The organism is Metallibacterium sp., from assembly GCF_054637675.1.
The window spans coordinates 77,124-102,747 of sequence record NZ_JBTSRB010000001.1 but is presented as its reverse complement, the minus strand read 5'-3'; the positions used below and the strand labels follow the sequence as shown (position 1 = coordinate 102,747).

Sequence of the window (25,624 nt, the reverse complement as noted above, 5' to 3'; positions counted from 1 at the left end):
CCGATGCTGCCGGGCGCTCAGGTCCGGGAGACCCGCGGCATCGTGCTGCGGACCTTGCTCCTCGTTGCTTCAAGCGCGCGAGCGTCAACTCGTGGCGAAGGTTTGCTCGACCTGTTTCCATGCGCTTTGATCGAGGCGCTGAACCACCGCCAGTGCGCCGAGATTCTCCTCGAGCTGTGCGCTGCGACTGGCGCCGAGGATCACCGTGCTGACGTGCGGATTCTTCAGGCACCAGGCGATGGCCAGTTGCGCCGGGCTGCATCCGAACGTGCGCGCCAGCGCCGGCAGCGCGGCGGCGCGGCGCGCGTGCGCACCGCCTTCGGCATCGAGCACGGCCTCGCGCAGCCAGGCATTGTCGCTCTGGCCCAGACGCGAGTCCGCCGGAACCTTGGCGGCGTATTTTCCGGTGAGCAGTCCGGAAGCCAGCGGCGACCACGTGGTAATGCCGAGACCCAGCGAGTCGTACAGCGGCGCGTATTCCTGCTCGACGCGCTCGCGGTGCAGCAAGTTGTATTGCGGCTGCTCCATCTGCGGGCCGATCAGGTGGTGCGCGCGCGCGAACTCGGCGGCCGCGTTGATGAGTACAGTTGGCCATTCGCTGGTGCCCCAGTACAGCACCTTGCCTTGGCGCACCAGCGTGTCCATGGTCGGCACGATTTCCGCGACCGGCGTGTCCTCGTCGGGTCGGTGGCAGTAGTACAGATCCAGATAATCCACGCGCAGCCGGCGCAGGGCCTGATGGCAGGCGTCGGTGAGGTGTTTGCGCGACAGCCCGTGCTGCGTCGGCGCCGGATCAGGCAGACGCCCGAAGTAGGCCTTGCTGGACACGCAGTAGCTGTCGCGCGGCAGGGCCAGCTCGTGCAGCGCGGCGCCCATCACCTCCTCAGCCACGCCGTGTGCGTAGACCTCGGCATTGTCGAAAAAGTTGATGCCCTGCGCATGCGCATACGCCAGCATTTCGCGCGCGGCGCGCTGATCGACCTGGCGTCCGAAAGTAGCCCAGGCGCCAAAGGACAGCGCGGAGAGCTTGAGACCGGAAGAACCCAGACGGCGGTATTCCATGACGACTCCAGAGGCGAGGGTTCTTCAGGCTGGGGGCAGACATGCGCATGCGCAAGAGCGCGCGGCCCGGTTTGCGGGCGTTGGGGTGGGTGCGCGGGCTACGAAGCCGTAATCGCATACTGCGACTTGCATCAATCTGGCAGCGCGGATCGGCGCGCGCTGACCGCAATGTGGCAAATCTCTCCGTGTTCGCAACATTGCGAAACCGTATGCATGTCGCGGCGCGCGCACGCGCGCGCGGAACTTGCGCACGCCGCGCGACTCTTGATCTGCGTTGCATCTCCCCACCCCCAGATGTCCCAGGAGTCCCTCATGTCTGCTCCCCGACTTGCGCTGGCCGTGGCCATCGCCGCCGCGCTGCTACCGGTTTCCGCGTTCGCCGCCAAGCCTCGAACCAAGCCTGCCGATCATGCCGTCAACATCGACCGCTACTGGGCCAAGCCGCACACCTCGACCACCACGGGTGAAGTGACGATCAATGGCAAGCACATCGATTACACCGCCGACACCGGCACCATCATCCTGCATGACAAGCAGGGCAAGCCCACCGGCGAGATGTTCTATGTGGCGTATATCAAGCGCGGCGTGGATGCCGCCAAGCGTCCGATTTCCTTTCTGTACAACGGCGGTCCGGGCTCGTCCTCGGTGTGGCTGCATATGGGCGCCTTCGGCCCGGTGCGCGTGGTCACCGACAGCCACATCCACACGCCGCCTGCGCCGTACCGGTTGGTCAACAACGATTACAGTCTGCTCGATGCCAGCGATCTGGTGTTCGTCGATGCCATGGGCACCGGTTACAGCCGCATCCTCGGCAAGGCCGAGGGCGGCGTGGGCACGCCGAAGATGTTCTACGGCGTCGATCCGGACGGCCAGGCCTTCGCCCAGTTCATCAGCAACTTCCTGTCGCAATACGGGCGCTGGAACTCGCCTAAATACCTGATCGGCGAGAGCTACGGCACCACGCGCAACGCAGTGCTGGCCAATATCCTCGAGCAGCAGGGCAACATCGACCTCAATGGTGTGGTGATGATGTCGAGCATCCTCAACTTCGATACCAGCATCGACCAGCCCAACCTCAATCCGGGCATCAATCTGCCTTATGCGCTGGCACTGCCCACGTATGCCGCGGTCGCCTGGTACCACAAGGCACTGGCCAATCCGCCGGCCACGCTGCATCCCTGGCTGGACCAGGTGCAGACCTGGGCGATGGGGCCGTACCTGCACGCCTTGAACGAGGGCGCCGCGTTGCCGCAGGCGCAGGAACAGCAAGTCGCCGCGCAGATGGCGGCCTACACCGGATTGCCGGAGCGCTACGTGTTGCGCGCGGATCTGCGCGTGACCGGACCCGAATTCGAACAGACCCTGCTGTTGCCGCGCGGCGAGACCTCCGGGCGGCTGGATGCGCGCTTCTCCGGCCCGACCATGGATCCGCTGGCGGAGTCAGCCATGTACGACCCGCAGAGCGCGGCGATCAGTTCGGCCTACACGGCGGCGTTCAACGACTACGTGCGCAAGACGCTCAAGTTCGGCGGCAAGCACACCTACAAGATCGTCTCCAACACCGTGGGCAACGACTGGAACCTGCTGCACACGCCGCCTGGACAGACCACGCCGGCCTATATCGCCACCAACGTGATGCCCGATCTGGCCGCGGCGATGAGCTACAACCCGGACCTCAAGGTCATGGTCAATGCCGGCTATTACGATCTGGCGACGCCGTACTACGCGGCGTGGTACCAGTTCGAGCAGTTGCCGATGCAGCGCAAGCTGATGCACAACGTCCAGTTCCACTACTACCACGTCGGGCACATGCTCTACGTGCGCCCGCAGGATCTGGTCAAAGTGCACGCGAACATCGTGAAGTTCATCCGCAGCACTGATCACGAGCCTGCGACGCGCTGAGGCTGCTTCAGTTCGTCGCGTCATCGGGAGTCGAATCCGTGGTCGCTGCAGCGGCTGCGGATTCCAGCGCGCGCAACTGGCGCAGCAACTCGCGATACGCGTGCGGTGGACGATTGCCGGCGCGCTCGCCACGGGCCTGCCGGATCAGTGCGCGCAGATTCTGCCGGTCGGCCTGCGCATGATGCTGCAGCAGTTCGCCCAATGCCACGTCACCCTCGGCCAGCAGGTGCTCGCGCAGCGCCTCCAGGCGGTGCGCGTTGGCTACTTCGCGGCGATGCGCCACGGCGTCGCCGCCCAGCGCCGCGCGCGCCGGCGCGAAAACCGCATCGGCATGACGACGCATCAGCTTGGCCAGAAACTGCAGTTGCCGCTTGCGCGCCACGGGCGCGGTGATGCGGCGCACGTGGGCGATTTCCGTGCGCACGTCCTCGGGCAACTCGATGCCTGCCAGGCGCGAGGGCGACAGGGTCAGCAGTGCTTCGCCGAGGTCGAACAGCGCCAGCGCTTCGCGGCGCCGCTGACTGCGGCTGGGCGCTTCGGGCGTGTCGCTTGCGTCGTGGTCGGATTGCATGTCGTGGCACACTGCGCGGCTGATGAGGCGCGCAGCGTAGCGCGCCCGCGACGCGAGACGCACCCATGCCCAATGCCGTGATCGCCGCCGGCGATGCCGATTCCAACCCCGTCGCCGAGCTCGATCGGCTGGCCGTGATCGCCGCCGACGTGATCGCGCGCGCGCGTGACGCTGGCGCCAGTGCAGCCGAAGTCAGCGCCAGCGTCGCGACCGGACTCAACGTCAGCGTGCGTCTGGGCGAGGTGGAAACCGTCGAGCACACGCGCGATCGCGGCTTCAGCCTCACCGTGTATTTCGGTCAGCGCAAAGGCAGCGCCAGCACCGCCGATCTCAAGTCCGAGTCGATCGCGGCGACGCTGGAGCACGCCTGCGCCATCGCGCGTCACACCGAGCCCGATCCGGCCGCCGGCTTGGCCGATGCCGCGTTGATGGCCAATCAGTTCCCCGACCTCGACCTGTGGCACCCGTGGTCGCTGAGCGTCGATGACGCCGTAGAACTCGCGCAGCGCTGCGAGGCCGCCGGCCTGGCCGTGGCCGGCATCGGCAACAGCGAGGGCGCCAGCGTCGGCAGCGGCAGCGCGCTCGAGGTGTACGCCAACTCGCATGGTTTCATCGGTCGCGAGCACGCCACGCAGCACTCGATGTCGTGCGCGCTGATCGCCGGCAACGGCGAGGATGGCATGCAGCGCGATTACTGGTGGGACAGCGCGCGCGCGCGCGGCGACTTGATGGACGCCGCGGCGCTGGGCCGGCACGCCGCCGAGCGCACGCTGGCGCGGCTGGGCGCGCGTCCGCTGGCTACGCGCACCTGCAAGGTGCTGTTCACGCCGGACACGGCGCGCTCGCTGCTCGGGCATCTGGTCGGCGCGGTCAGCGGTGGCGCGTTGTATCGGCGCGCCAGTTTCCTGCTCGACCAACTGGGCCAGAGTCTGTTCCCGGCGCACATCAACATCATCGAGCGCCCGCGTCTGCCGCGCGGTCCGGCTTCGGCCGCGTTCGACGCCGAAGGCGTGGCCACGCGCGAGCATCCGTTGATCGAAAACGGCGTGCTCAGGCGCTACGTACTGGGCAGTTACTCGGCGCGCAAGCTGGGTCTGGCCAGCACCGCCAACGCCGGCGGCGTGCGCAATCTGATTCTGGAACCGGGCGCTCTGGATTTCGCGCAGATGCTCGATGCCATGGGCACCGGTCTGGTGGTGACCGAGCTGATGGGGCAGGGCGTCAACACCGTCACCGGCGATTACTCGCGCGGCGCGGCGGGATACTGGGTGGAGCGCGGCGTGATCGCGCATCCGGTCGAGGAAGTCACCATCGCCTCCAACCTGCGCGCCATGTTCGCCGACATCGAGGCCGTGGGTAGCGATCTGGATGCGCGCGGCGGGCTGATGACGCCCTCCCTGCTGATCCGCGAGATGACCGTCGCCGGCGCGGAGTAGGGCACCTCGAAAAACCTTTCGAGGTGGCCAGCATGGCAAGGACGCCATGCCGCGCCCATCGCGCAAGCGGTGGACAGCGCGTTCCAGAGAGCGCTGCGCGTCAACCACAACGCCGGCGGCGCGTTGTCGATGGCATGCGGCGGCCACGTGGCCGCGGAGTGCGATCATGGGTGCTGCCGATGCAAGACGCGCCGCCAGCGCGCTCAATCGTCTCGGGCTGGGCGCGCGCAATGGCGAGATCGCCGCGCTGGGTGATGCCGAATCCTGGGCGCTGAGGCAATCGCGCCAGCGTGCCGACGATCTGGGCGTGTTCGCCGGCCTGCCGGACAGTCTCGATTACCTGCGCAAGGAAGCGCAGTTGCAGCGGCGACGGCGCGTGCTCAAGCGCGAGGAGGCCGGCCAGCCGGCGCCGGCCGTGCCCGGCAAGGCCGGCCAGCCGGTCAATCCGCTGGCGCGTTTGTATGCGCGGATGTTTGGCGCTGCTCTGCGTCGCGAGGCCAGCGCGCGCTGGCAACTGGCCGCGCGCGGCGACACGCCGTTGGCCGAGCGTCTGGTGCGCTTCTGGTCGAATCATTTCGCGGTGTCGGTGGACAAGGGTCCGGCGCGCTTGTACGCCGCGCCGATGGAGCGCGAGGCGATCCGTCCGCACCTCAACGGGCGCTTTCAAGACATGTTGCTGGCGGTCGAGCAGCATCCGGCGATGCTGCGCTATCTCGATCAGGCGCAATCGGTGGGGCCGGACTCGCCGCTGGCCGAGCGCGTCGATCGGCGCCTGGCGCGGCGCGCCGGTGGCCAGCCCGCGCGCAAGCTGGGGCTCAACGAAAACCTCGCGCGCGAGATCATGGAGTTGCACACCCTCGGCGTCGGCGCGCACTACACGCAGGCCGATGTCAGCCAGTTCGCGCGCGCGCTGACCGGCTGGAGCCTGCCGCTGCCGCGCGAGTTGGAGCAGGGCGATGTGACCCGCGCGTTCAAGTTTCGCCCGTTCGCGCACGAGCCCGGCAGCGTCACCGTGCTGGGCCGAACCTACGCCGACGACGGTGAGGATCAGGCCAAGGCCATCCTCGCCGACTTCGCCGTGCATCCGGCCACCGCGTGGCATCTGGCCACCGAGCTGGCCACGCATTGCGTCAGCGACACGCCGCCGCCGGAACTGGTCAGCGCCATGGCACAGGCCTACCTCGCCAGCGGCGGCATGCTGCCGGCTCTATACGCGGCCATGCTCGAGCATCCGGCCACCTGGGCGCCGCAGGCGCGCAAGATCCGCACGCCGCAGGATTTGCTGTATGCGGGATTGCGCGCCGGTGGCATCGATCCTGGCGACAAGCCGCAGCCCTGGGAAGGTTTCTTGATGCGCCTGGGCCAGCCCACCTTCATGCCGCGTTCGCCGGCGGGCTATACCGATGTCGCCGCCGACTGGGTGGCGCCGGATGCGCTATGGAAGCGCGTGCAAGTCGGCGAGGCGCTGGCCGAGCGCGTGGCGCGCATCGGCCTGGAGCCGCGCGCGCTGGCGGCGGGCGTGATCGGCCCGCTGTTGCGTGCGGACACGGTCACCGCGCTGGCGCGCGCCGAGGCGCCCGAGCAAGCCGTGGCGCTGCTATTCGCCAGTCCCGAGTTTCAGTGGAGGGTGTGAGATGAGCACGCGCCGCGAATTTCTGCGCCTGATGGGTTTGTCCGCCGCCGCCGCCGCCACGCTGACACTGTGGCCGGGCATCACCCACGCCACCACCGGCAGCGATACGCGCTTTCTGGTGCTGATGCTGCGTGGCGGCCTGGATGGCCTGCACGCGCTGCCGCCCTACGGCGATCCGGGTTACGCGCAATTGCGCGGGCCGCTGGCGCTGTCGCCCTCCGGGCCTACCGCCGAGACCGCCGCCGCGCTCAGGCTGGACGGCACCTTCGCGCTGCATCCGGCGCTGGGCTTTGCGTGGCAGCTTTATCAGCGCGGTCAGTTGCTGCCGATCGCCGCCGCCGCGCCGCCATACTGGGGGCGCTCGCATTTCGAGGCGCAGGATTGCGTCGAGAATGGCACCGCCACACCCGATGGCGCGCAGACCGGCTGGCTCAATCGCGCGGTCGCCGCGCTGCCGGGCGTCGATGGCCTCGCGGTGAGCACGGTGATGCCGCTGATGATGCGCGGCGGCGGACGCATCAGCACCTGGTCACCGCCGCTGCCGATGCGCGTCAACCCGATCTTGCTGCAGCGCCTGGAGCCGCTGTATGCCGAGGATCCGCATCTGGCCGCGGCCTTTGCCGACGCGCTGGCCAACAACGGCGCAACCAGTGGCGCGGCCATGGGCGCCGACGGGGCGATGGGGGCCGGCAAGGCCAAGGCCATGGGCAGCGGCGGACGCCTGCCGCAGTTGATGCAGGCCGCGGGCACGTTCATGGCCAGGGCCGATGGTCCGCGCATTGGTTTTGTCGAGGATTACGGGTGGGACACCCACGCCAATCAGGCCGCGATTCTGGCGCGCAAGCTCAAGGAGCTGGACGACGCTTGCGCCAGCTTCGCGCAGGCGGCGCAGCCGGTGTGGTCGCGCACGGTCATGGTGATGGTCACCGAATTCGGTCGTACCGCGCGCATCAACGGCACCAATGGCACCGATCACGGCACCGGCGGGGTGATGTTCGTGGCCGGCGGCGCGGTGGCCGGCGGGCGCGTGGGCGGGCAATGGCCGGGCATGCAGCCGCGCCATCTGTATCAGGATCGAGACATCCATGCGACCACTGATTTCCGCGCCGTGTTCAAAGGTTTGCTGGCCCAGCACCTGGGCCTGGGCGAGGGCGCGCTGGCCACGCGCGTGTTTCCGGGTAGCGCGGCGCTGGCACCGCAGGCTGGATTGCTGCGTACGATGCTGGCCGCGTGAGGCGGACGCGCGTGCGTCACGAAGATTGACAGCGCGCAGCGCGCGCGTGAGGCTTGCAGGCGCCACCATAGGGAGCCTGTCATGAGCGAAGAAAACCGGTACACCACGCCGCCGCCGCCGCCGCCGCCGCCGACCGCCAGCGCGCCCGCGCAGCCCAGCGAAATGGATCAGCGCAACTGGGCCATGTTCACGCACCTGTCGGCGCTGACCGGCATTTTCACTGGCGGCCTCGGTTTCATCCTCGGCCCGCTGATCCTGTGGCTGATCAAGAAGGACCAGATGCCGCAGGTCAACGAGGCCGGCAAGGAGGCGCTCAACTTTCAGTTAACCATGCTGATCGCGTTGCTGATCTCGCTGGTGCTGATAGTGATCCTGATCGGTTTCCCGCTGATGTTTGCGGTCGGCATCTTCGATGTGGTCATGGTGATCATCGCCGCGGTGCAGACCAGCAACGGCACGCGCTACCGCTATCCGCTGACGATCCGCTTCATCAACTGAGCGCATGGTCGCTACCCGCAGTGGTCGCGGCCATGCGCGTCTCAGCGCGCGCGCGCCGCGGCATGATGCGCCAGATCGCGCAGCAGATCGGCCTTGGCGCCGAAAGGCGTCAAGGCTTGCAGCGCCAGCGCGGTGACCTCGTGCAGGCGCCGCTGCGCGCCGTCCATGCCCAGCAGCGTCGGAAACGTGGGTTTGCCCTGGCGCAAATCCTTGCCCACGGTCTTGCCCAGCGTCGCGGTGGCGCCTTCGACATCGAGCAGATCATCGCGGATCTGGAATGCCAGCCCGAACGCCGCCGCGTAGTCATCGAGCGTGGTCAGCGTGGCGTCGTCGGCCGCGGCGGCCAGCGCGCCCATGCGCACGCAGGCGCGGATCAGCGCACCGGTTTTCAGCGCGTGCAAATGCTCCAGCGCGGGCAGGTCCAGATCGCCGCCGGTCGCGGCCAGATCCAGTGCCTGGCCGCCCGCCATGCCATCGGCACCGCAGGCAGTCGCCAGGGTGCGCAGCATGCACAAGCGCGTGGCGGCATCGACATCGAGCGTGGTGTCATGGGCGAGATGATCGAAGGCCAACGCCTGCAGTGCATCGCCGGCAAGGATCGCCGTGGCCTCGCCGAACGCGACGTGGCAGGTGGGGCGACCGCGGCGCAGGTCGTCGTCGTCCATCGCCGGCAAATCGTCGTGGATCAGCGAGTAGGCGTGGATCAGCTCGGCCGCCACGGCCGGCGCATCGAGGCGTGGCAGCGGCGCCTGCAGCAACATGCCGGTCGCATAGGTCAGCAGCGGCCGCAGGCGCTTGCCGTTGCCCAGTGCGGCATAGCGCATGGCTTGCTGCAAGCGACCGGGACCATGATTGGCGGGTGGCAGAGCGCGCTCAAGTGCCGTCTCGCTGCGCGCGGTCAGCGCAGCGAACGCGGGGCCAAGCTCAGAGAGCGTCGGATTCAAAGGGTTCGGCGTGATCGGGGGCTTCAGGATCGAGCAGTTTGCGCACGCGCAGTTCGGCCTGATCCAGCGCGCCCTGGCAGTTGCGGTACAGGGCGACGCCGCGTTCGAACGCGGCCAGCGAATCATCCAGGCTCAGATCGCCTTGTTCCATGCGCGCGACCAGAGCCTCGAGTTCGTCCAGCGATTGCTCGAAGGCAGCCGGCGGGCTGGGTGTGGTCGGCGCGTTGCTGGTGGACTTGGCCATGGCCGCGAACGCTAGCGCAGCGCAGGCGGCGATTCAATCGCTGGTGTCGTTTTGCCGAAGATTCGGGGCGCCGTCGAGGCGTGCCCGCAGCGGTGCGGTGCGCCGCCACAGTGGACGCACGCCGCGCGCGGTGAAGTACGTCTGTCCGGCTGCGGTCAGCGCGATATCGCCCAGCGCCAGTGTTTCACCCGTGGTGTTTTCGATCAGCGGGCAGCGCGCGCGCTGCCAGGGCGGAATGCCGGCGCGCTGGAACAGGCTGCCCAGATCGCGCGCGTGCACGCTGCCGTCTGGCCGCACGCGTTCGCCCGCGCGGCAGGCGCGCGCGCGCAGGGGTGGGTTGAATCGCGCGGGGGCATCCAGGCACAGCGCGGCGCCTCCCGGCAGCGCCAGCGGCGCGCCATCCCAGACCAGGTTCCAGTCGGATACGGGCGGCGGCAACCACGGCTCCGCGTACAGTCGGCCGCGCCAGGCACGCAGCACGCTGCGCGCATAACGCAGCTCCGGATTGCGATCGCGCGCGGCCTCGCGCAGCATGGTTCGCAGCGCGCCGCGCTGCGCGCTGCTGGGCACATCGAGGCCGAGCGGGTGCAGCCAGCGCGCCAGCACGGGTGCGCGCAGCAGGTCCGGCAAGGCCAGCCATGCGGCGACGTCGAGCGTTTGCGTCGGCGCATCGAGCAGCGTGCGCAAGACTTCCGCGCTGCGCCACGCGAGATCATCGGCCAAAGCGCGCTGCACACGCGCGACGTGCAGCAGCGCGGCGGATGCCTCGGGCCAGTGGCGCCCGAGTCGCGGCAGGATGTGCTGACGCAAGAAACTGCGCGCGTGCGCGGGATCGTGGTTGGCGGGATCGTCGATCACGCGCAGGCTGTGCACTTCGATATGCGCGCGCAGCATGGCGCGCGGCACCTCGAGCAGCGGCCGCCACAACCAGCCGCAGGCGAACGCACGCAAGTCACGCATGCCACCCAGTCCCTCGGGTCCGGCGCCGCGCAGCAGCTTGAGCAGCACGGTTTCGGCCTGGTCCTCGCGATGCTGCGCCAGCACCAGCAGGCCGCCCGGTGGCAACTGCGCGGCCAGCGCGGCATAGCGTGCGGCGCGCGCGGCGGCCTCCATGCCCGCGCCGCCGCGCGTGTCCACACGCACGCGCAGCAAAGTGATCGGTACCTGCCAGTGCGCACATTGCTGCAGGCACTGCGCGGCCCAGCGCGGGCTGTCGGGGTGCAGGCCATGATCGACATGCAGCGCGTGCAGATCCCGCGCGCGCGCTGCCGGCAATTGGCTGAGCGCATGCAGCAGTGCGCTGGAATCAGGGCCGCCGCTATAGGCCACGCGCAGCGCGCCGGGCGGCGCAGCCACAAGCGCGGCGCTGAGCAGGGCGGGCAGGTCGCGGGTCATGCGGTGCATCAGGCCAAAGCCGCGCGGCAAACGCAAATGCTTGCACGCACTGCGCGCGCTGCGCATGCTGCGCGCCGCACAACGGAACCCGCGAATGAATTTGCCCGACAAGCTCGAGGATTGGCTGGGCTACCAGCAACGTCAGCACATGCAGCCGATCGCGCTGGGTCTGCAGCGCGTGCGCGATGTGTGGCAGGCACTGGGCGCGCCACGTCCCGCGGATTGCGTGATCAGCGTGGGCGGCACCAACGGCAAGGGGTCGACCGTGGCGTTTCTCGAAGCCATGCTGCGCGCGCGCGGTCTGCGCGTCGGCGCCTACACCTCGCCGCATCTGTTGCGCTACAACGAGCGTGTGCGCATCGATGCGCACGATGCCGAAAACACAGCCCTGTGCGTGGCCTTCATGCGCATCGAGCAGGCGCGCGGCGCCACGCCGCTGACCTATTTCGAATACGGAACCCTGGCCGCGCTGCTGCTGTTCGCGGATGCGCACCTGGACGTGGCGCTGCTGGAAGTGGGGCTGGGCGGGCGCCTGGATGCGGTCAATATCATCGATGCCGATGTCGCCATCGTCACCACCATCGGCATCGATCACACCGAGTATCTGGGTCCGGACCGCGACAGCATCGGCCGCGAGAAGGCCGGCATCGCGCGCGCCGGGCGGCCGTTGATCATCGGCACACTGGACCCGCCGCCGGGCCTGCTCGACAGCGCGCTGGCGAACGGTGCAAGCGTGCTGCGTCTGGGCGTGGATTTCAGCGTGGCGCCGCAAATCGATGCCTGGCGCTGGCAGGCGCGGCAGATGGCGAACGATGGTTTCGACAAAGTGCAACCCGCTTCGGTGCAGTTCGCCGATCTGTCGCTGCGTGCGCCGCATCAGATCGACAACGCCGCCGCGGCGCTGGCGGCCTTGTGGGCGCTGCGCACGCGCCTGGGCTGGGACGCCGTGGCCTGCGCGCGTGGCTTGCAGGCGACGCGTCTGCGCGGTCGCCTGCAGTCCTGCGGCGGTCAGCCCGAACTGATTGTGGACGTCGCGCACAATCCGCAGGCAGCGTCCGAATTGGCGTTGTGGCTGGATGCGCAGCCACGTGTGCCCACCCACGCCGTGTTCAGCGCGCTGGCGGACAAGGACATCGCCGGTATCGGCGCCGCACTGGGCGCGCGCATCGCGCACTGGCACGTCTGTGCCATCAGCGATGCCGGCGCGCGCGGTCTCGACGCCGCCAGCGTTGCCGCACGCTTGCGCGTGGCGCTGCCGCAGGCCGCCATCAGCTTGCATGTGGACGTGCACGCTGCGCTGACCGCGGCGCGTGCAGTGCTGCCTGCGAACGGGCGTGCGCTCGCCTTCGGCTCCTTTCACATTGCCGGCGCCGTGTTGGACCGGTTGCCGTCGCAGGTCTGAACGCGGCGATAGCGGCAGCGAGGGGACGCCGCGCAGGCGCTATAATCCGCCGCCCTTCCAGCCCGCGAGAGCGCCTGTGGATGCACGCCTGAAACAGCGTTTGATTGGTGCCGCCGTGCTGCTGGCGCTGATTGTCATCGTGGTGCCGATGTTCTTCTCGGGTCACGAGCAGGGCGGCAACGCCACGACCTCGGTCAGCCTTGGCATTCCGGCGCAGCCCGAGCCGCCGCTGCAGAGCAAGACGCTGGAGCTTGGCGCGCCGGCGCCTGCTGCGACCACCGGCCAGTCGCTGCCGGGCGGGCGTCTGGCCACGGTGACGATTCCGGGCCAGCCTGCCGATGCCAGTAGCAGTGGCGCCTTGCCGCGACCCGCGCCGGGCATGTCTGCGACCAACGCGCCGGGGCCGGGCCCGAGCACGGCGCCAGCGTCGGCGCCAGTACCAGCGGCAACCGTGGTACAGCCGAAGAAGTTATCCGCGCCGCTGCCGATAGGCACGGCCGCGCAGGCGGGCTACGTGATCAATCTGGGCGTCTATGCCGATATGGGCAACGCCCGCGCACTGGCCGCGCGCGTGCACAAACTCGGCATCAAGGTGGGCCTGCAGCCGATGGTGCGCGCGGATGGGCCGATGGTGCGCGTGTATGCGGGGCCGTATCCCAATCGCGCCCTGGCGGAAGCGGCGCGGCTGCGCATCCATGCGCATGAGCCGCACACGGCGGCGGTGCTGACTCCCAGCCCGACCAACCTCAGCGCTGACCAACCAGCCGCCGCGCTGCCGGCCGGGCAGCCGGGTGGCTGGGTGGTGCAATTGGGCGCCTTCGACAATGCGACGGTCGCCAACACCCTGAAGGATCGTGCACTTGCCGCGGGATTCCCTGCCTACACCGATACCATGCGCACCGCGCAGGGCGCCACGCTGTGGCGCGTGCGCGTGGGGCCGGAGGCCAGTCGCGCCGCCGCCGTGGCCTTGCGCGCGCAGTTGCAGGCCAAGCTGGCACAGGATGGCATCGTGGCCGTTGCGCATTGAGCCGGCGGGATTGCCGTGAGCGCCGCCGACTACGCCATCGTCGCAGTCATCGCGATCTCGGTGCTGCTGGGACTGTGGCGCGGCTTGATCGCCGAAGTGCTGGCGCTGGCGGTCTGGGTCGTGGCGCTGTGGGCCGCATGGCAGTTCGGCGAGAGGGTGTCGGCATACATGCCGGCGGCATTGCGCGAGCCATCCGCGCGATTGTTCGCGGCGTGGGCGCTGATTTTCGTGCTGGTGCTGATCGTTGGCGCCGTGCTCGGCTGGCTGCTGCGCATGCTGGTGCAGGGCACCGGCCTGTCCGGCACTGATCGCATGCTAGGCATGCTGTTTGGTGCCGCGCGCGGCGTGCTGATCGTGACCTTGGGCGTGCTGTTGCTGGGCATGACGCCGTTTCCGCGTGATCCGTGGTGGCGTCAGTCGGCGCTGATTCCCAGCTTTCAGCGCGCGGCCGAGGCCTTGCAAGCGCGCTTGCCGCCCGGCGTGGCGCGCTACGTGCGCTTTGATCCAGCGCCGCCTGCGGTCAAGCTGCCGTTCGCGCTGCCATCCCATGCGGCTGCGCCCCCCTCATCGCCCGAGTCCTGAAACCATGTGCGGAATCATCGGCATCGTCGGCCGCGCCGACGTTGCATCGCAACTCTACGACGGCCTGACCGTGCTGCAGCACCGCGGCCAGGACGCCGCCGGCATCGCCACGCTGGACGGCGCGCGCCTGCGCCTGCACAAGCACAACGGCCTGGTGCGCGATGTGTTCCGCGAAGAGCACATGCGCGTGCTGCTGGGCCGCGCCGGCATCGGTCATTGCCGCTACCCGACCGCGGGTTGCGCGGATGCCGGCGAGGCGCAGCCGTTCTATGTGAACTCGCCCTACGGCATCGCCTTCGCGCACAACGGCAACCTGATCAACACCGACGCCCTGCGCCGCGAGTTGTTCGAGGACGACCGCCGTCATATCAACACCGACTCTGATTCCGAGGTTTTGCTCAACGTGCTCGCACATGAGCTGGCTGCCGCGGCGCCGCACAAGTTCAGCGCCGAGGGTTTGTTCGACGCGGTCACCCAGGTGCATCGGCGCGCGCGCGGTGGCTACGCCTGTGTGGCGTTGATCATGGGCCAGGGCCTGCTGGCGTTCCGCGATCCCAACGGCATCCGTCCGCTGGTGCTGGGCGTGCGTGAAGGCGCTGCAGGCAACGAATACGCGCTGGCCTCCGAATCGGTGGCGTTCGACATACTCGGCTTCAAGCGCTTGCGCGACGTGGCGCCGGGTGAGGCGGTGTTCGTCGGGCTCGACGGCAGCCTGCACAGCCGCGTGTGTACGGCCGGCGCGCCGCACGCGCCGTGCATTTTCGAGTATGTGTACCTGGCGCGACCGGACTCGATGATCGAGGACGTCTCCGTCTACAAGGCGCGGCTGCGCATGGGCGAGCGCCTGGGCGCCAAGATCCGGCGCCTGCGCCCGGACCACGACATCGATGCGGTGATTCCGATCCCGGACACCGCGCGCACCGCGGCCAGTTCGCTGGCGGCGGTGCTGGGCGTGCCGTTTCGCGAGGGCTTCGTCAAGAATCGCTACATCGGCCGCACCTTCATCATGCCGGGGCAGGGCGAGCGCGCGAAGTCGGTGCGCCGCAAGCTCAATCCAATCGAGCTGGAATTCCGCAAGAAAAGCGTGCTGCTGGTGGATGACTCGATCGTGCGCGGCACCACCTCGAAGCAGATCATCCAGATGGCGCGCGAAGTCGGTGCGCGCAAGGTGTATTTCGCCTCGGCCGCGCCGCCGGTACGCTACCCGAACGTCTACGGCATCGACATGCCAGCCGCGCACGAGCTGGTCGCTCACGGGCGCAGCGAGGCCGAGGTCGAGACGCTGCTGGGCGCCGATTGGCTGGTGTATCTGGATCTGGCTGATCTGGAAGCGGCCGTCGCCGAAGGCAACGAGGCGTTGACGCGTTTCGATGCCTCGTGTTTCAACGGCGAATACGTCACCGGGTTGGACGCGGGATATCTCGAAGCCCTCGAAACCGCGCGTTCGGACGACGCCAAGACGCGCCGTCGCACGGGCTGAGCGCGCCGCCGCGCTGACGCGCTGCCGCAGTTGGCCTGCCAGTCTGGCGGTCACCACACCCAGGCAGTGCCGTGATCTGATCGTAGCCACCCCTCAGAGGCCTGCGGGCATGCCATGCTGGTGCGTGGCAGCCGGATTCATGCCTTTCCCGCGGCCGCGGCCGTGGCGATCAGGAATGCGACCCAAGGTCGCACGCCGTGCGCGAGTCTGCGCTGACTGCGCGAGCGCTTGGCCGCAGCCGGCCAGAGCCTGTCAGTGCTTGCCGCCAATATGCCGATCTTGCGCATACAGATAGGCTTGAATTGCTGTATTTCGACGAAGATCTAGAATTTTCAGCGTGTATTGACGGTTTGTTGTTGATCGATCTGCATCGTTCTGCGTGCGGTGAAACGCGTGCGTCACAGGCCATCGACAATGCCTGCGCCGGCGAATATCTCGGCCGCCTGGGCGCGCGCAAACCGGTGCCGTGAACAGAGCGTCGGCAGCGTCTGCTGCACTTGGCGCGACGCTCATGTTTACGATCCGGCATGTTTTACAAAAGTGTCATGAGAAGCTGTTAGCCTTTTGTTACTCGCGCGATAGCTGCGCGTAAGGGGGTTGCTGGCATGTTATCGCTTCCGCAATGCGCGGGAGGACGTGCTGCGCCCAATCCTTACTTTTCTGTGAGCAAGGGCACATCCATGAGTAATCAAATCCGCGTCAAGGTACTGCCGTTCGCCATCGCCACGTTGCTGGCGTTCTCCAGCGCTCATGCGCAAAACACTTCATCGGCCGTGACCGGTCAAGTGGTCGATGCGCAGGGCAAGCCGGTGGCGGGCGCCACCGTCACCATCGTCAACGTGCCCTCGGGCACCACGCGCGTGGTCACCACCGATGCCAGGGGCAACTACAACGCGCAGGGTCTGCGCGTCGGTGGGCCGTTCGATATCACAGTGAAGAAGGACGGCATGGAAACGTCCGAGAAGGACGGCATTTACCTGAAGTTGGCGGAAACCAGCACGCTGGATTTCAGCATCGGCGTGCAGGCCAAGGAGCTGGGCGCGGTGACCGTCACCGCCGCGGCGATGAACACCTTGTTCCAGCCCGAGAATCGCGGGCTGACGACCAACGTGACGCAGCGCGAGATCGACACGCTGCCGGCCACCGGCCGCAGCCTGCAGGATTACGTGCGTCTCGATCCGATGGTCAACGTCAATGCCTCGGGTGGAATCTCGGCTCTGGGCCAGAACAGCCGCTACAACAACATCAACATCGACGCGGTGCCCACCAATGATCCGTTCGGTCTCGAGGCCGGCGGCATGCCTTCGCTGGGGCAGCCGATCTCGATCGACACCATCAGCGAGATCAACGTCTCGACCAACAACTACGACGTCACCAACGCGCGCAACGTCGGCGCGCAGATCAATGCGGTGACCAAGAGCGGCACCAACCAGTTTCACGGCGATGTCTATTACGTCTATCTGCCCAAGCAGTGGGTGGGCAATGGCGCGTCAGACACGCCGTTCACCGGTTTCACCAAGAACACTACGGCTGGCTTCACCCTGGGTGGCCCGATCATCAAGGACAAGCTGTTCTTCTTTGTCGCCTACGAGGATCAGAAATCCACCGCGCCTGCCCCGGACATCGGCATCATCGGTTCGGGCAAAGGCAGCATCGTTCCCATCACGCAAGCGCAGCTCGACCAGATCACGCAGATCGCGCAGGGGTATGGTTTCGCTACCGGCAGCAGCCAGCTCGGCGCGCCCAACACGGACGAGAAGCGCTACCTCGCCAAGTTCGACTGGAACATCAACAACAACCACCGCATCGAGTTTCGCTACGACCGTACCAAGAGCAATCTTGCCGTGATCAGTGGCAGGGGCGGCTCGGGTGGCTATGTGAATCTAGCCAGCGCCAACTACTCGCAGTTGCGCGATTTCAAGAACTACGTGATCAACACCTACGACGACTGGTCCGACACGTTCTCGTCCGAGACTTCGGTGTCCTATGGCAGCTATCTGCGCGCGCCGCTGTTGAATGGTCCGTTGTCGCCGCAGGTGCAGGTATACGTCAACGGCACCAGCGGCCCCAGCGTGTACATGGGCACCAACTACTCGTACCAGGCCAACAGCCTCGACACCAAGACGTGGACCGGCTTCTGGGCAGGCACGCTGTTCCTCAACGATCACACCGTGAAGTTTGGCGTGGACTTCCTGCGCAACAACTACAACAACCTGTTCCTGCAGTACTACGCGGGTGGCTACCAGTTCACCAGCATCGCCAACTTCCAGGCAGGCAACTATTCCTCCTACCAGTTGCGGCAGCCGAGCAGCGGGAATCTGGCGGATGCCTCGGCGATCTGGTCCTATGACAACTGGGGCTTCTTCGCCCAGGATGTCTGGCAGATCAACGATGCGTTGAACCTGCAATATGGCCTGCGCTGGGATGTGCCGCGCGTGCCCACGGCGCCGGCCTACAACGCCTTCTTCACGCAGACCTTCGGCCTGCGCAACAACAGCACCATCAATGGTCATTCGGTGCTGGAACCGCGGCTGTCGTTCAACTATACCTTCGACACTGCGCGCCCGACCCAGTTGCGTGGCGGCATCGGCCTTTTCATGGGCGCGACACCGGCGGTGTGGCAATCCAATCCATTCACCAACAACGGCATCAACGTCACCACCTACACAGCCTACAACCCGGCCACCGGCGGGCCGCTGTCGTCCAATCCGTACAACCAGCCCAGGCCAGCGACCAACCAACCCAAGCAGACGGTGGATTTGCTCAGCAGCAACTTCCAGCAGCCGACGGTGTTGAAGACCTCGCTGGCACTCGACCATGAGCTGCCGTGGTGGGGCATGGTGGCCAGCGCCGAGATCTCCTACGTCAAGGATCAGGATGCGATCTATTACCAGAACCTCAACCTCGGCGCGCCGACCACGATGGGTCCGGACGGCCGCCCGATCTTCTACAAGCTCAACGGCAACGGCACCATCTGCACCACGTCCAGTTGCAGTCTGGCCAAAGCCAATCCCAAGTTCAGCAGCGTGATGTATCTGGACAACACCACGCAGGGCAGCGCCACCTACACCACGCTGCGCTTGCAGCATCCAGGTGACGGAGATGGCTTTGGCTGGTCGCTGGCGTGGACGCATGGTCGGGCCTCCAGCGTCAGTCCTGGATCGTCCTCGGTAGCCTATTCCAATTGGAGATACAGCCCATCAGTCAATCCCAACGGCGATGTCGCCTACAACACCAATTTCAACGTGCGCAATCGTCTCGGCGGCTATCTGGCGTGGTCGCACAAGTTCTATCGCGACTATCGCACCAGTTTCGGCGCGTACCTGAATGTGGCCAGCGGCACACCCTACAGTTGGGTCTATGGCAATGATGCCAACGGCGATGCCGTGTACTACAACGATCTGGTCTACGTGCCGACCGGACCTGGCGATGTCGAGTTCACCAGCAATACCTCGGCGCAGTTGCAGCAGCAGTTTTTCAACTACATCAAGTCGCAGCCCGGGCTGAGCAAATATGCCGGGCACGATGTGCCGCGCAACGGCAGTTCGCTGCCGTGGACGCATCAGCTCGATCTGCGCATCAGCCAGGAAATCCCGGGTCTGTTCGAGGGCAACAAGGGCGAGGTGGTGCTGGATGTCTACAACTTCCTCAACATGCTCGACAAGAACTGGGGACAGCTACCGGCGCTCGGCTATGACCCGCAGACCCGCAATCTGGCGAATTTCGCGGGGATCGATCCTGCCACCGGCAAGTACATTTATGATCTGAGCCGTTATGCCGACGCCAATGGCAACTATGCGCCGCAGACGTTCGGACTGCTCGACGGCGTGGGTTCAAATACCTCCAAGGTTTTGTCGCGCTGGTCGGTGCAGATGACAGTACGCTACAAGTTCTGATACTGCCCTGTGCCTCAAACATGGCCGGCGCCCGCGGGGGCGCCGGCCTTTCTGTTTCGGCAAGCTTGCAATCGTCATCCGCCGGGATGATGCTGATCGGCTGGAATCAGCATGTCCGCGGAGAACGCATCATGAATGTCAACAGGGAGGCACGCGACGAGGATTACCTGCCGCCGCAGCCGCCGGTCAAAGGCGTGGTGAGCGCGCGCATCTCGCCCTCGGGGGGCCTCGACGTGCTCTCGCGCAACGAGGTGGCGATGCTGCGCGATGTCAGCGCCTCGGGGCTGCATGGCTTGCTGCGCCGCTGCGCGCTGGCGGTGCTGACCTCGGGCAGCGAAAGCGACGACCCGCGCTCGACGCTCGAGCGCTATCCCGATTTCGACATCCAGGTGTTGCAGCAGGATCGCGGCATCAAGTTGGAGTTGCGCCACGCGCCGGCGCAGGCTTTCGTCGACGGGCAGATCATTCGCGGTATCAACGAGCTGCTGGTGGCGGTGGTGCGCGACATCGTATACGCATCGTCCAGCCTCGCTGCGGGGGCATTCGATCTGGACGATTCGGTGGGCATCACCCACGCCGTATTCGAAATTTTGCGCAACGCGCGCATTCTGCGCCCGCATGCCGATCCCAACCTTGTCGTGTGCTGGGGTGGTCACTCGATCGCGCGCGCCGAGTACGACTACACCAAGCAGGTGGGCTATCAGCTTGGCCTGCGCGGACTGGATATTTGCACCGGCTGTGGACCGGGCGCCATGAAGGGTCCGATGAAGGGCGCGACGATCGCGCATGCCAAGCAGCGCCGGCGCCACAATCGCTACATCGGCATCACCGAGCCCGGCATCATCGCCGCCGAGTCGCCCAATCCGATCGTCAACCATCTGGTGATCATGCCAGACATCGAGAAGCGCCTTGAGGCCTTCGTGCGCATCGGTCACGGCATCATTGTGTTCCCGGGAGGCGTGGGCACGGCAGAGGAGATTTTCTATCTGCTCGGCCTGCTGCTGCATCCGGACAACGCCATGCAGACCTTGCCGCTGATCCTCACTGGGCCGCGCGAATCGGCGACCTATTTCGAGCAGATTGATCGCTTTCTGCGCCTGGCGCTGGGCGATGGCATCGCGCGCCACTACCACATCATCATCAACGATCCGCAGGCCGTGGCGCGTGCGATGAGCAAGGGCATCGATCGCGTGCGCGAGCAGCGCCTCGACAACAAGGATGCGTTTTTCTTCAATTGGGCGCTCAACGTGCCGTTCGCCTACCAGCAGCCGTTCCAGCCCACGCACGAGGCGATGGCGGCGCTGAGCCTGCATCGCGACCGGCCCGCGCACGAACTGGCCGCCGATCTGCGGCGCGCGTTTTCGGGCATCGTCGCCGGCAACGTCAAGGAAGAAGGCCTGCGCACGATCGAGACTGGCGGCCCCTATGCGATCAGCGGCGAGCTTGCGATCATGCAGGCGCTGGATGCCATGCTGCAGGCCTTCGTCGCTCAGCACCGCATGAAGTTGCCTGGTGGCAAGGGCTACCAGCCCTGCTATCGCATCACGACGGACGGCTGAAGATAGCGGCTGCGGCTTGACGCGCTTCGCGCCGGACACAACAATACGCAGCTCACGCCCGAATAGCTCAGCCGGTTAGAGCACCTGACTGTTAATCAGGGGGTCGTTGGTTCGAGTCCAACTTCGGGCGCCAGTGTTGTGCGGCCCAGTGTGCCAATCGTGAGTTGTCGCTCATGAAATCGGAAGATCATCCCCGGCGCCGTGTGCGGCGCACATATCAAATGATGCGGCAGCTTCGGTCTGCATCAGATGGTTGTATGCGATCTGTGATGCAGGCCACGCATTCAGCCTGCAGCGCGTAGCCCAGCTATTAGAAAAATGTAAAACGAGGTAAACTCGGCGACACATGCCTTGCGCGCTGTTGCACCGCCCTGAACCTCGTCATGAAGCTGTCTCGCCTGCTCTCGTTGCTGCTGCTTGTCGCACTGGCTGCCGGACTTTCCGCGCCAGCGCTGGCGCTTGGGCGCTACGAGAGCAATGCGCGTTCGGAAGAGGCTCTGGCCAGCTCCCTGCTGCATCGCGCACCAGCACAAATCACCGAAATCGCTCCTGGCGTGGTGTTGCCGCTATGGAGAGGCAACGACGGCAAGTTGCTGGCCATCGTGGCGTCCAGTCCGGCCGGCAACGCAGGCGGTTGGCGGGCACCCTTGCTCGGCGGCGCGCTCAATCTGCGCGCGGTTGATGCCTCGCCCTTGCTCACCGAAACGCTGCGTTATCAATTCGACAATGGCTTGCGCGCCGATGCACGCATCGCGCAACGCAGTTGGAGCGCACCCGGATGCGACATGACGCAGGCTGGTATGCGCGGCGGGCTATGCACAGGCGGGCAAACCAATCTGGGTGGCGTGACCTCGGCGGAATTTGGCGCCGGCTACACGCGCGGTCCCGTGGGCATGGAATTCTCACTGGGTTTGTCGCGCCCGAGCAACCTTGGCGGCCCACTGGCAGCACCCACATTGTCTCCACTGTATGGCGGCGGCGGGGTGACAGCGGGTTTGCCGCTGGATCTGCTGGGCAGCACCACGCGATTGAGCGCCAACAGCATCCTTGCGATGGGTGGCCTGCACCTTGAGCTTGGCGCCAGCTATGGCCGGATCAACACGGACGCCACCCTGCTGCCCAGCCTCAGCGGTTTGAACGAAAAGTCATTGCGCTTCGGCATCGGTCGCGGCTCCATCACCGGTGTGGTCACCGGACGCGTGCTCACCCCCGGTAGCGCGCTGGGCAGTGGCCTGGATCTGCAACCTTGGACCACGGTGGATCTCGGTATCACCTGGCGCCTGCCGTGGCACGGCGCTTTCAGCGTGGGCGCACAGAATCTGTGGTCGCAGGGCGCGCCGCCGCCTGGTGCCAACGTGCCTGGCGCTGCCGCGCGCATACCCTACGTGCAGTACCAGCAGGATCTCTGAGGCAAGTCCCGCCCGCCGGTCTTGGCGATGTCGGTGGCGGGCGATCACGCGCCCGCGCGCACCTTCCCGCCCCAACGTACTTGCGATCTGCCGTCGTTTCCGTAGCTTGATTGCGAGCTGCGGCAGCGGCCTGCCGCACACTGCCCCCAAGCCATGTTGAACGTTGCGCGTGCCGCACCGTCGGGCCAAGCGTCAGCACTTGGCTGCCACGACATGCGCCGCGTCGAAGTGAAGCGGGTATTCCAACGGGGTTAGAAAGTTGTTAGAGTCAGGTGCACCAGGGTAAGGGTAGAGCCTCCCCAGGCCGTTCAAGGACGAAATCACTATGTCCCGACACACGTCACACCACCGACGTTGGAGAGTTTAATGAACCTCGATACGAACAAACTTTCGTCAGCCGTACGCCTGGCGCTCACACTGGGCGCGGTTGCCGCCGCAGGCGTCGCCGGCAGCGCCATGGCGCAGGATACCGGCACCACCAACAACCCAACCCCCGATGCGAAGGCGAAGGAACTGCAGACCATCGTGGTCACCGGCTCGCGCATCCGCCGCGTGGATGTCGAGACCGCCAATCCGGTCTTCACCATCAGCCGGCAGACCATCCAACAGAGCGGCGCGGTCACCTTGGGCAACTTGATTCAGTCGACACCGGCGATCTCCGGTGACGCGACCAATCCCAGCGTCAACAATGGCGGTGGCGATGCTGCGGCCACCATCTCGCTGCGTGGCTTGGGTGTCTCGCGCACGCTGGTCCTGATCGACGGCCACCGCGCGGCGATCGATCCCAACCAGGGCGCGGTGGATATCAACACCATCCCCGCCGAGGCGGTGGAGCGTGTCGAAGTGCTGAAAGATGGCGCCTCCTCGATCTATGGCTCCTCGGCCATCGGCGGCGTCGTCAACTTCATCATGCGCAAGAACTTCCAGGGCGCGGAGTTCAGCACCAACTATGGCATCTCGGATCACAGTGACGGCGCCAGGCGCGGCGCATCGGTGATGTTCGGTGAGTCCGGCGAGCGCGGAAGCGTCGTGGCCGGGATCTCCTACGAGAAAACCGATGGCGTCTCCAGCGCCAATCGCAGTTTCTCGAGCAAGGCCCTGTATCTGTATTACGGCCAGATCCTGCCGTTCGGTTCCTCGCGTGTACCCAACGGCCGCATCGTGTACCCGGGCAACGGTGGCACTGCGCTGACCTGCATCACCGGCACCACCTGCTCGGCGCCGAGCGACTTCCGCACCTACAATTCCACGACCGATTCGTACAACTACCAAGCCCAGAACCTGATCCTGGTACCCTCGGAGCGCACGAACGTCTTCTTCATGGGTCAGTACCACCTGTCGGATAACGTTACGGCCTTCATGGATTTCTTCGGCAACAAGACGACCTCGCACTCGGCACTTGCTCCGTCACTGGCGGACACCGGGACTCCCAGCCCGCTGGTGATCTCGGCGCAAAGCATCTATAACCCGTTCGGTGTCGAGTTTTCCACTGCGAGTTTCGCCTCATCAAGCACGCCGACTTACTCCGGTAACCGCTTCGAATACCGCTTCACCGGTCTCGGTCAGCGCATCTTCCAGTTCGGCACGGCAACCAACCAAATCATCACCGGCCTGAAAGGCAACGTCGGCAACACCTCCTGGCAGTGGGACGCCAACCTCAATTACAGCCGCGTGAGCACAGGCGAGAACGAAATAGGCTTTGTCAACTTGGCTGCCGCCAATCAGGCGTTCGGGCCTTCGTACTACAACAACGGTGTACCCACTTGCGGCACGCCTGGCAATGCCATCGTTGGCTGCACGCCAATCAACATCTTCGACGCCAACAGCCCAACTCAGACGGCATTGCTCAAGCAGTACGAATCCCATCCGTTCACGCAAACGATCTATATCACCCGCGAGGCATCCATCAACGCCAACGGTGACCTGTTCACGTTGCCAGGTGGCACCGTGCGCTTGGCGGTGGGCGCGGATTACCGCAAGCGCTACACCAGTGGCATGGTCAGCTCGGATATCCAGATCAACCCAGCCACGGGCACTTGCTCGCTGGGCACGGGATGCGCTTCCTCGATCCAGGGTGGATTCAACGTGAAGGAGGCCTATGCCGAGGTCTTGGTCCCGCTCCTCAAGGACGTCCCCTTCGCGCACTCCCTGAACGTCGACATCGCCTCACGCTATTCGAAGTACTCACTGGCGGGTAGCACCACCAATTCCAAGATCGCCGTGGAGTGGCGCCCGATCAACGACTTGCTGCTGCGCGGTACGGTGACACAGGTTTTCCGCGCACCTTCTATCAGCCAATTGTTTGCAGGTCCAGCCAACAGTGCACCAAGCTTCGTTGATCCCTGCGTAGGTTATATCCCGGGTCCGAATACAGCTTCCGAGGCCAACGCCTGCGGTGCGCCGACAGGTGCGACGGCGATTCCTGCCAGTGGCATCGCCAAACCGACCGTGTCGCAAACCAACGCGATCGTATCGGGCTCCCAATATGCGAACTACAATTTGAAGCCCGAGTTTGGCAAGAGCTTTGACTTTGGAGCCGTGTATGATCCGCATTGGTTGCCGGGCTTCTCGACCAGCATCGATATTTGGCGCATCTACCTGAATGACACCATCACTTCTGTGCAGGCGCAAGTTGTGGCGAACGATTGCTTTTATAATCCTTCGAGTAGCTTGTGCAGCTTGATCCATCGTTTCTCGAATGGTCAGGTTTCCGATATCTTCGCCCCTACTGTAAACTTGGGCCGTCTCGACACGTCGGGCATTGACTTCGGTTTCCGCTATCGCCTGCCGCACTTCAATGCGTTCGGCGTGAACCCAGGCAATTTCGCCGTGGTGATGGACGGCACTTGGACCCGCCAGTTCACGGACGTGCCAGCACCTGGCGTGCCCAGCGTGCCAATCATCAAGAACGCGGGCGAGTACACATCGCAGTTTGGCAACTTTGCCCGCTGGCGTGGACTGGGTACGCTTGAATGGGATCGCGGCCCGTGGAATGCGATGTGGCGCATGCGTTACATTGGCCATATCGCGGTGCCAATCCAGGACTTCGGGTCCGGGGCATTCACCACGTTCCATTTCGGCGCCTATGTCTACAACGACTTCTCGGTGGGATACGACATCGCTCCGATCAACACCAAACTGCAGATCGGTGTCAACAACGCGTTCAACAAGCAGCCGCCGATTTTCACGCAGAACGTAGTCATCAACGCCAACACGGACGTCAACACTTACGATGTCCTCGGCCGCTTCTACTGGGCAAGTGCGACCGTCAAGTTCTGATCAGTCGCAACGTGTGATCAGCCTGACCTGCGCGCGGCCCCCAAGCCGCGCGCATTTTTTTGGATAGGCAT

Annotated in this window: 19 protein-coding genes and 1 tRNA gene; 15 read left to right on the top strand and 5 right to left on the bottom strand. The window is 65.8% G+C overall.

Going from position 1 to position 25,624, the window contains the following annotated elements; genetic code table 11:
• Positions 1–84: 84 nt before the first annotated feature.
• Positions 85–1,062, bottom strand: a complete 978-nt coding sequence (locus ACYDAT_RS00410; RefSeq protein ID WP_461448170.1) for an aldo/keto reductase — start codon at positions 1,060–1,062, stop codon at positions 85–87.
• 312 nt (positions 1,063–1,374) lie between these two features.
• Between ACYDAT_RS00410 and ACYDAT_RS00405 the strand changes: the two genes are divergently transcribed.
• Entirely contained in the window at positions 1,375–2,964 is a 1,590-nt protein-coding gene (locus ACYDAT_RS00405; RefSeq protein WP_461439420.1) for a S10 family peptidase, read from the top strand.
• Between the two features lie 7 nt (positions 2,965–2,971).
• Here the strand turns inward: ACYDAT_RS00405 and yjgA are convergent, their stop codons facing one another.
• On the bottom strand, positions 2,972–3,535 hold the full coding sequence (gene yjgA / locus ACYDAT_RS00400) for a ribosome biogenesis factor YjgA (protein WP_461448169.1): 564 nt from the start codon (positions 3,533–3,535) through the stop codon (positions 2,972–2,974).
• 65 nt (positions 3,536–3,600) lie between these two features.
• Here yjgA and pmbA point away from each other — a divergent pair, with 65 nt between their 5' ends.
• From pmbA to ACYDAT_RS00380, 4 genes are all read left to right on the top strand, one after another.
• Positions 3,601–4,971 (top strand): metalloprotease PmbA, encoded by a 1,371-nt coding sequence (gene pmbA, locus ACYDAT_RS00395; protein ID WP_461448168.1) that lies wholly within the window; start codon positions 3,601–3,603, stop codon positions 4,969–4,971.
• Between the two features lie 166 nt (positions 4,972–5,137).
• Positions 5,138–6,604, top strand: a complete 1,467-nt coding sequence (locus ACYDAT_RS00390) for a DUF1800 domain-containing protein (protein WP_461448167.1) — start codon at positions 5,138–5,140, stop codon at positions 6,602–6,604.
• 1 nt (position 6,605) lies between these two features.
• Positions 6,606–7,838 (top strand): DUF1501 domain-containing protein, encoded by a 1,233-nt coding sequence (locus ACYDAT_RS00385; protein WP_461448166.1) that lies wholly within the window; start codon positions 6,606–6,608, stop codon positions 7,836–7,838.
• Positions 7,839–7,919: 81 nt separating this feature from the next.
• Positions 7,920–8,336: a DUF4870 domain-containing protein gene (locus ACYDAT_RS00380; protein ID WP_461448165.1), complete on the top strand. Its 417-nt coding sequence runs from the start codon at positions 7,920–7,922 to the stop codon at positions 8,334–8,336.
• Between the two features lie 41 nt (positions 8,337–8,377).
• Here ACYDAT_RS00380 and ACYDAT_RS00375 read toward each other — a convergent pair whose 3' ends face one another.
• Genes ACYDAT_RS00375 through tilS form a run of 3 tightly spaced genes read right to left on the bottom strand, consistent with a single transcriptional unit; the run spans position 8,378 to position 10,919 of the window.
• On the bottom strand, positions 8,378–9,280 hold the full coding sequence (locus tag ACYDAT_RS00375; protein ID WP_461448164.1) for a farnesyl diphosphate synthase: 903 nt from the start codon (positions 9,278–9,280) through the stop codon (positions 8,378–8,380).
• Positions 9,261–9,524: an exodeoxyribonuclease VII small subunit gene (locus ACYDAT_RS00370; RefSeq protein WP_461439427.1), complete on the bottom strand. Its 264-nt coding sequence runs from the start codon at positions 9,522–9,524 to the stop codon at positions 9,261–9,263. The genes ACYDAT_RS00375 and ACYDAT_RS00370 overlap by 20 nt, the downstream gene beginning before the upstream one ends.
• 33 nt (positions 9,525–9,557) lie before the next feature.
• Positions 9,558–10,919, bottom strand: coding sequence for a tRNA lysidine(34) synthetase TilS (gene tilS, locus ACYDAT_RS00365; RefSeq protein ID WP_461448163.1), 1,362 nt, complete (start codon positions 10,917–10,919; stop codon positions 9,558–9,560).
• Positions 10,920–11,019: 100 nt separating this feature from the next.
• On the opposite strand from tilS, the gene folC reads away from it, so the two are divergent.
• From folC to ACYDAT_RS00315, 10 genes are all read left to right on the top strand, one after another.
• Positions 11,020–12,321 (top strand): bifunctional tetrahydrofolate synthase/dihydrofolate synthase, encoded by a 1,302-nt coding sequence (gene folC, locus ACYDAT_RS00360; protein ID WP_461448206.1) that lies wholly within the window; start codon positions 11,020–11,022, stop codon positions 12,319–12,321.
• 76 nt (positions 12,322–12,397) lie between these two features.
• Entirely contained in the window at positions 12,398–13,348 is a 951-nt protein-coding gene (locus tag ACYDAT_RS00355) for an SPOR domain-containing protein (protein ID WP_461439429.1), read from the top strand.
• A 15-nt stretch (positions 13,349–13,363) separates the two neighbouring features.
• Positions 13,364–13,930, top strand: coding sequence for a CvpA family protein (locus ACYDAT_RS00350; protein WP_461439430.1), 567 nt, complete (start codon positions 13,364–13,366; stop codon positions 13,928–13,930).
• A 4-nt stretch (positions 13,931–13,934) separates the two neighbouring features.
• Positions 13,935–15,410 (top strand): amidophosphoribosyltransferase, encoded by a 1,476-nt coding sequence (gene purF, locus ACYDAT_RS00345; protein ID WP_461439431.1) that lies wholly within the window; start codon positions 13,935–13,937, stop codon positions 15,408–15,410.
• 197 nt (positions 15,411–15,607) lie between these two features.
• Positions 15,608–15,880, top strand: a complete 273-nt coding sequence (locus ACYDAT_RS00340) for a hypothetical protein (protein ID WP_461448162.1) — start codon at positions 15,608–15,610, stop codon at positions 15,878–15,880.
• 210 nt (positions 15,881–16,090) lie between these two features.
• Complete coding sequence (locus tag ACYDAT_RS00335) at positions 16,091–19,306, top strand: TonB-dependent receptor (protein WP_461448161.1); 3,216 nt, start codon at positions 16,091–16,093, stop codon at positions 19,304–19,306.
• Positions 19,307–19,503: 197 nt separating this feature from the next.
• Entirely contained in the window at positions 19,504–20,865 is a 1,362-nt protein-coding gene (gene ppnN / locus ACYDAT_RS00330; protein ID WP_461440869.1) for a nucleotide 5'-monophosphate nucleosidase PpnN, read from the top strand.
• 56 nt (positions 20,866–20,921) lie between these two features.
• Positions 20,922–20,998, top strand: a tRNA-Asn gene (locus ACYDAT_RS00325).
• A gap of 250 nt (positions 20,999–21,248) precedes the next feature.
• On the top strand, positions 21,249–22,274 hold the full coding sequence (locus tag ACYDAT_RS00320) for a hypothetical protein (protein WP_461448160.1): 1,026 nt from the start codon (positions 21,249–21,251) through the stop codon (positions 22,272–22,274).
• Between the two features lie 366 nt (positions 22,275–22,640).
• The gene (locus tag ACYDAT_RS00315) at positions 22,641–25,553 is read left to right on the top strand and encodes a TonB-dependent receptor domain-containing protein (protein ID WP_461448159.1); all 2,913 of its coding nucleotides are present in this window, start codon (positions 22,641–22,643) and stop codon (positions 25,551–25,553) included.
• The last annotated feature ends 71 nt before the right edge of the window (positions 25,554–25,624 follow it).

Coding starts and splice junctions, on each gene's coding strand:
- ACYDAT_RS00410 (WP_461448170.1), bottom strand. CDS start 1,062: ATGGAATACCGCCGTCTGGGTTCTTCCGGTCTCAAGCTCTCCGCGCTG.
- ACYDAT_RS00405 (WP_461439420.1), top strand. CDS start 1,375: ATGTCTGCTCCCCGACTTGCGCTGGCCGTGGCCATCGCCGCCGCGCTG.
- yjgA (WP_461448169.1), bottom strand. CDS start 3,535: ATGCAATCCGACCACGACGCAAGCGACACGCCCGAAGCGCCCAGCCGC.
- pmbA (WP_461448168.1), top strand. CDS start 3,601: ATGCCCAATGCCGTGATCGCCGCCGGCGATGCCGATTCCAACCCCGTC.
- ACYDAT_RS00390 (WP_461448167.1), top strand. CDS start 5,138: ATGGGTGCTGCCGATGCAAGACGCGCCGCCAGCGCGCTCAATCGTCTC.
- ACYDAT_RS00385 (WP_461448166.1), top strand. CDS start 6,606: ATGAGCACGCGCCGCGAATTTCTGCGCCTGATGGGTTTGTCCGCCGCC.
- ACYDAT_RS00380 (WP_461448165.1), top strand. CDS start 7,920: ATGAGCGAAGAAAACCGGTACACCACGCCGCCGCCGCCGCCGCCGCCG.
- ACYDAT_RS00370 (WP_461439427.1), bottom strand. CDS start 9,524: ATGGCCAAGTCCACCAGCAACGCGCCGACCACACCCAGCCCGCCGGCT.
- tilS (WP_461448163.1), bottom strand. CDS start 10,919: ATGACCCGCGACCTGCCCGCCCTGCTCAGCGCCGCGCTTGTGGCTGCG.
- purF (WP_461439431.1), top strand. CDS start 13,935: ATGTGCGGAATCATCGGCATCGTCGGCCGCGCCGACGTTGCATCGCAA.
- ACYDAT_RS00335 (WP_461448161.1), top strand. CDS start 16,091: ATGAGTAATCAAATCCGCGTCAAGGTACTGCCGTTCGCCATCGCCACG.
- ACYDAT_RS00320 (WP_461448160.1), top strand. CDS start 21,249: ATGAAGCTGTCTCGCCTGCTCTCGTTGCTGCTGCTTGTCGCACTGGCT.
- ACYDAT_RS00315 (WP_461448159.1), top strand. CDS start 22,641: ATGAACCTCGATACGAACAAACTTTCGTCAGCCGTACGCCTGGCGCTC.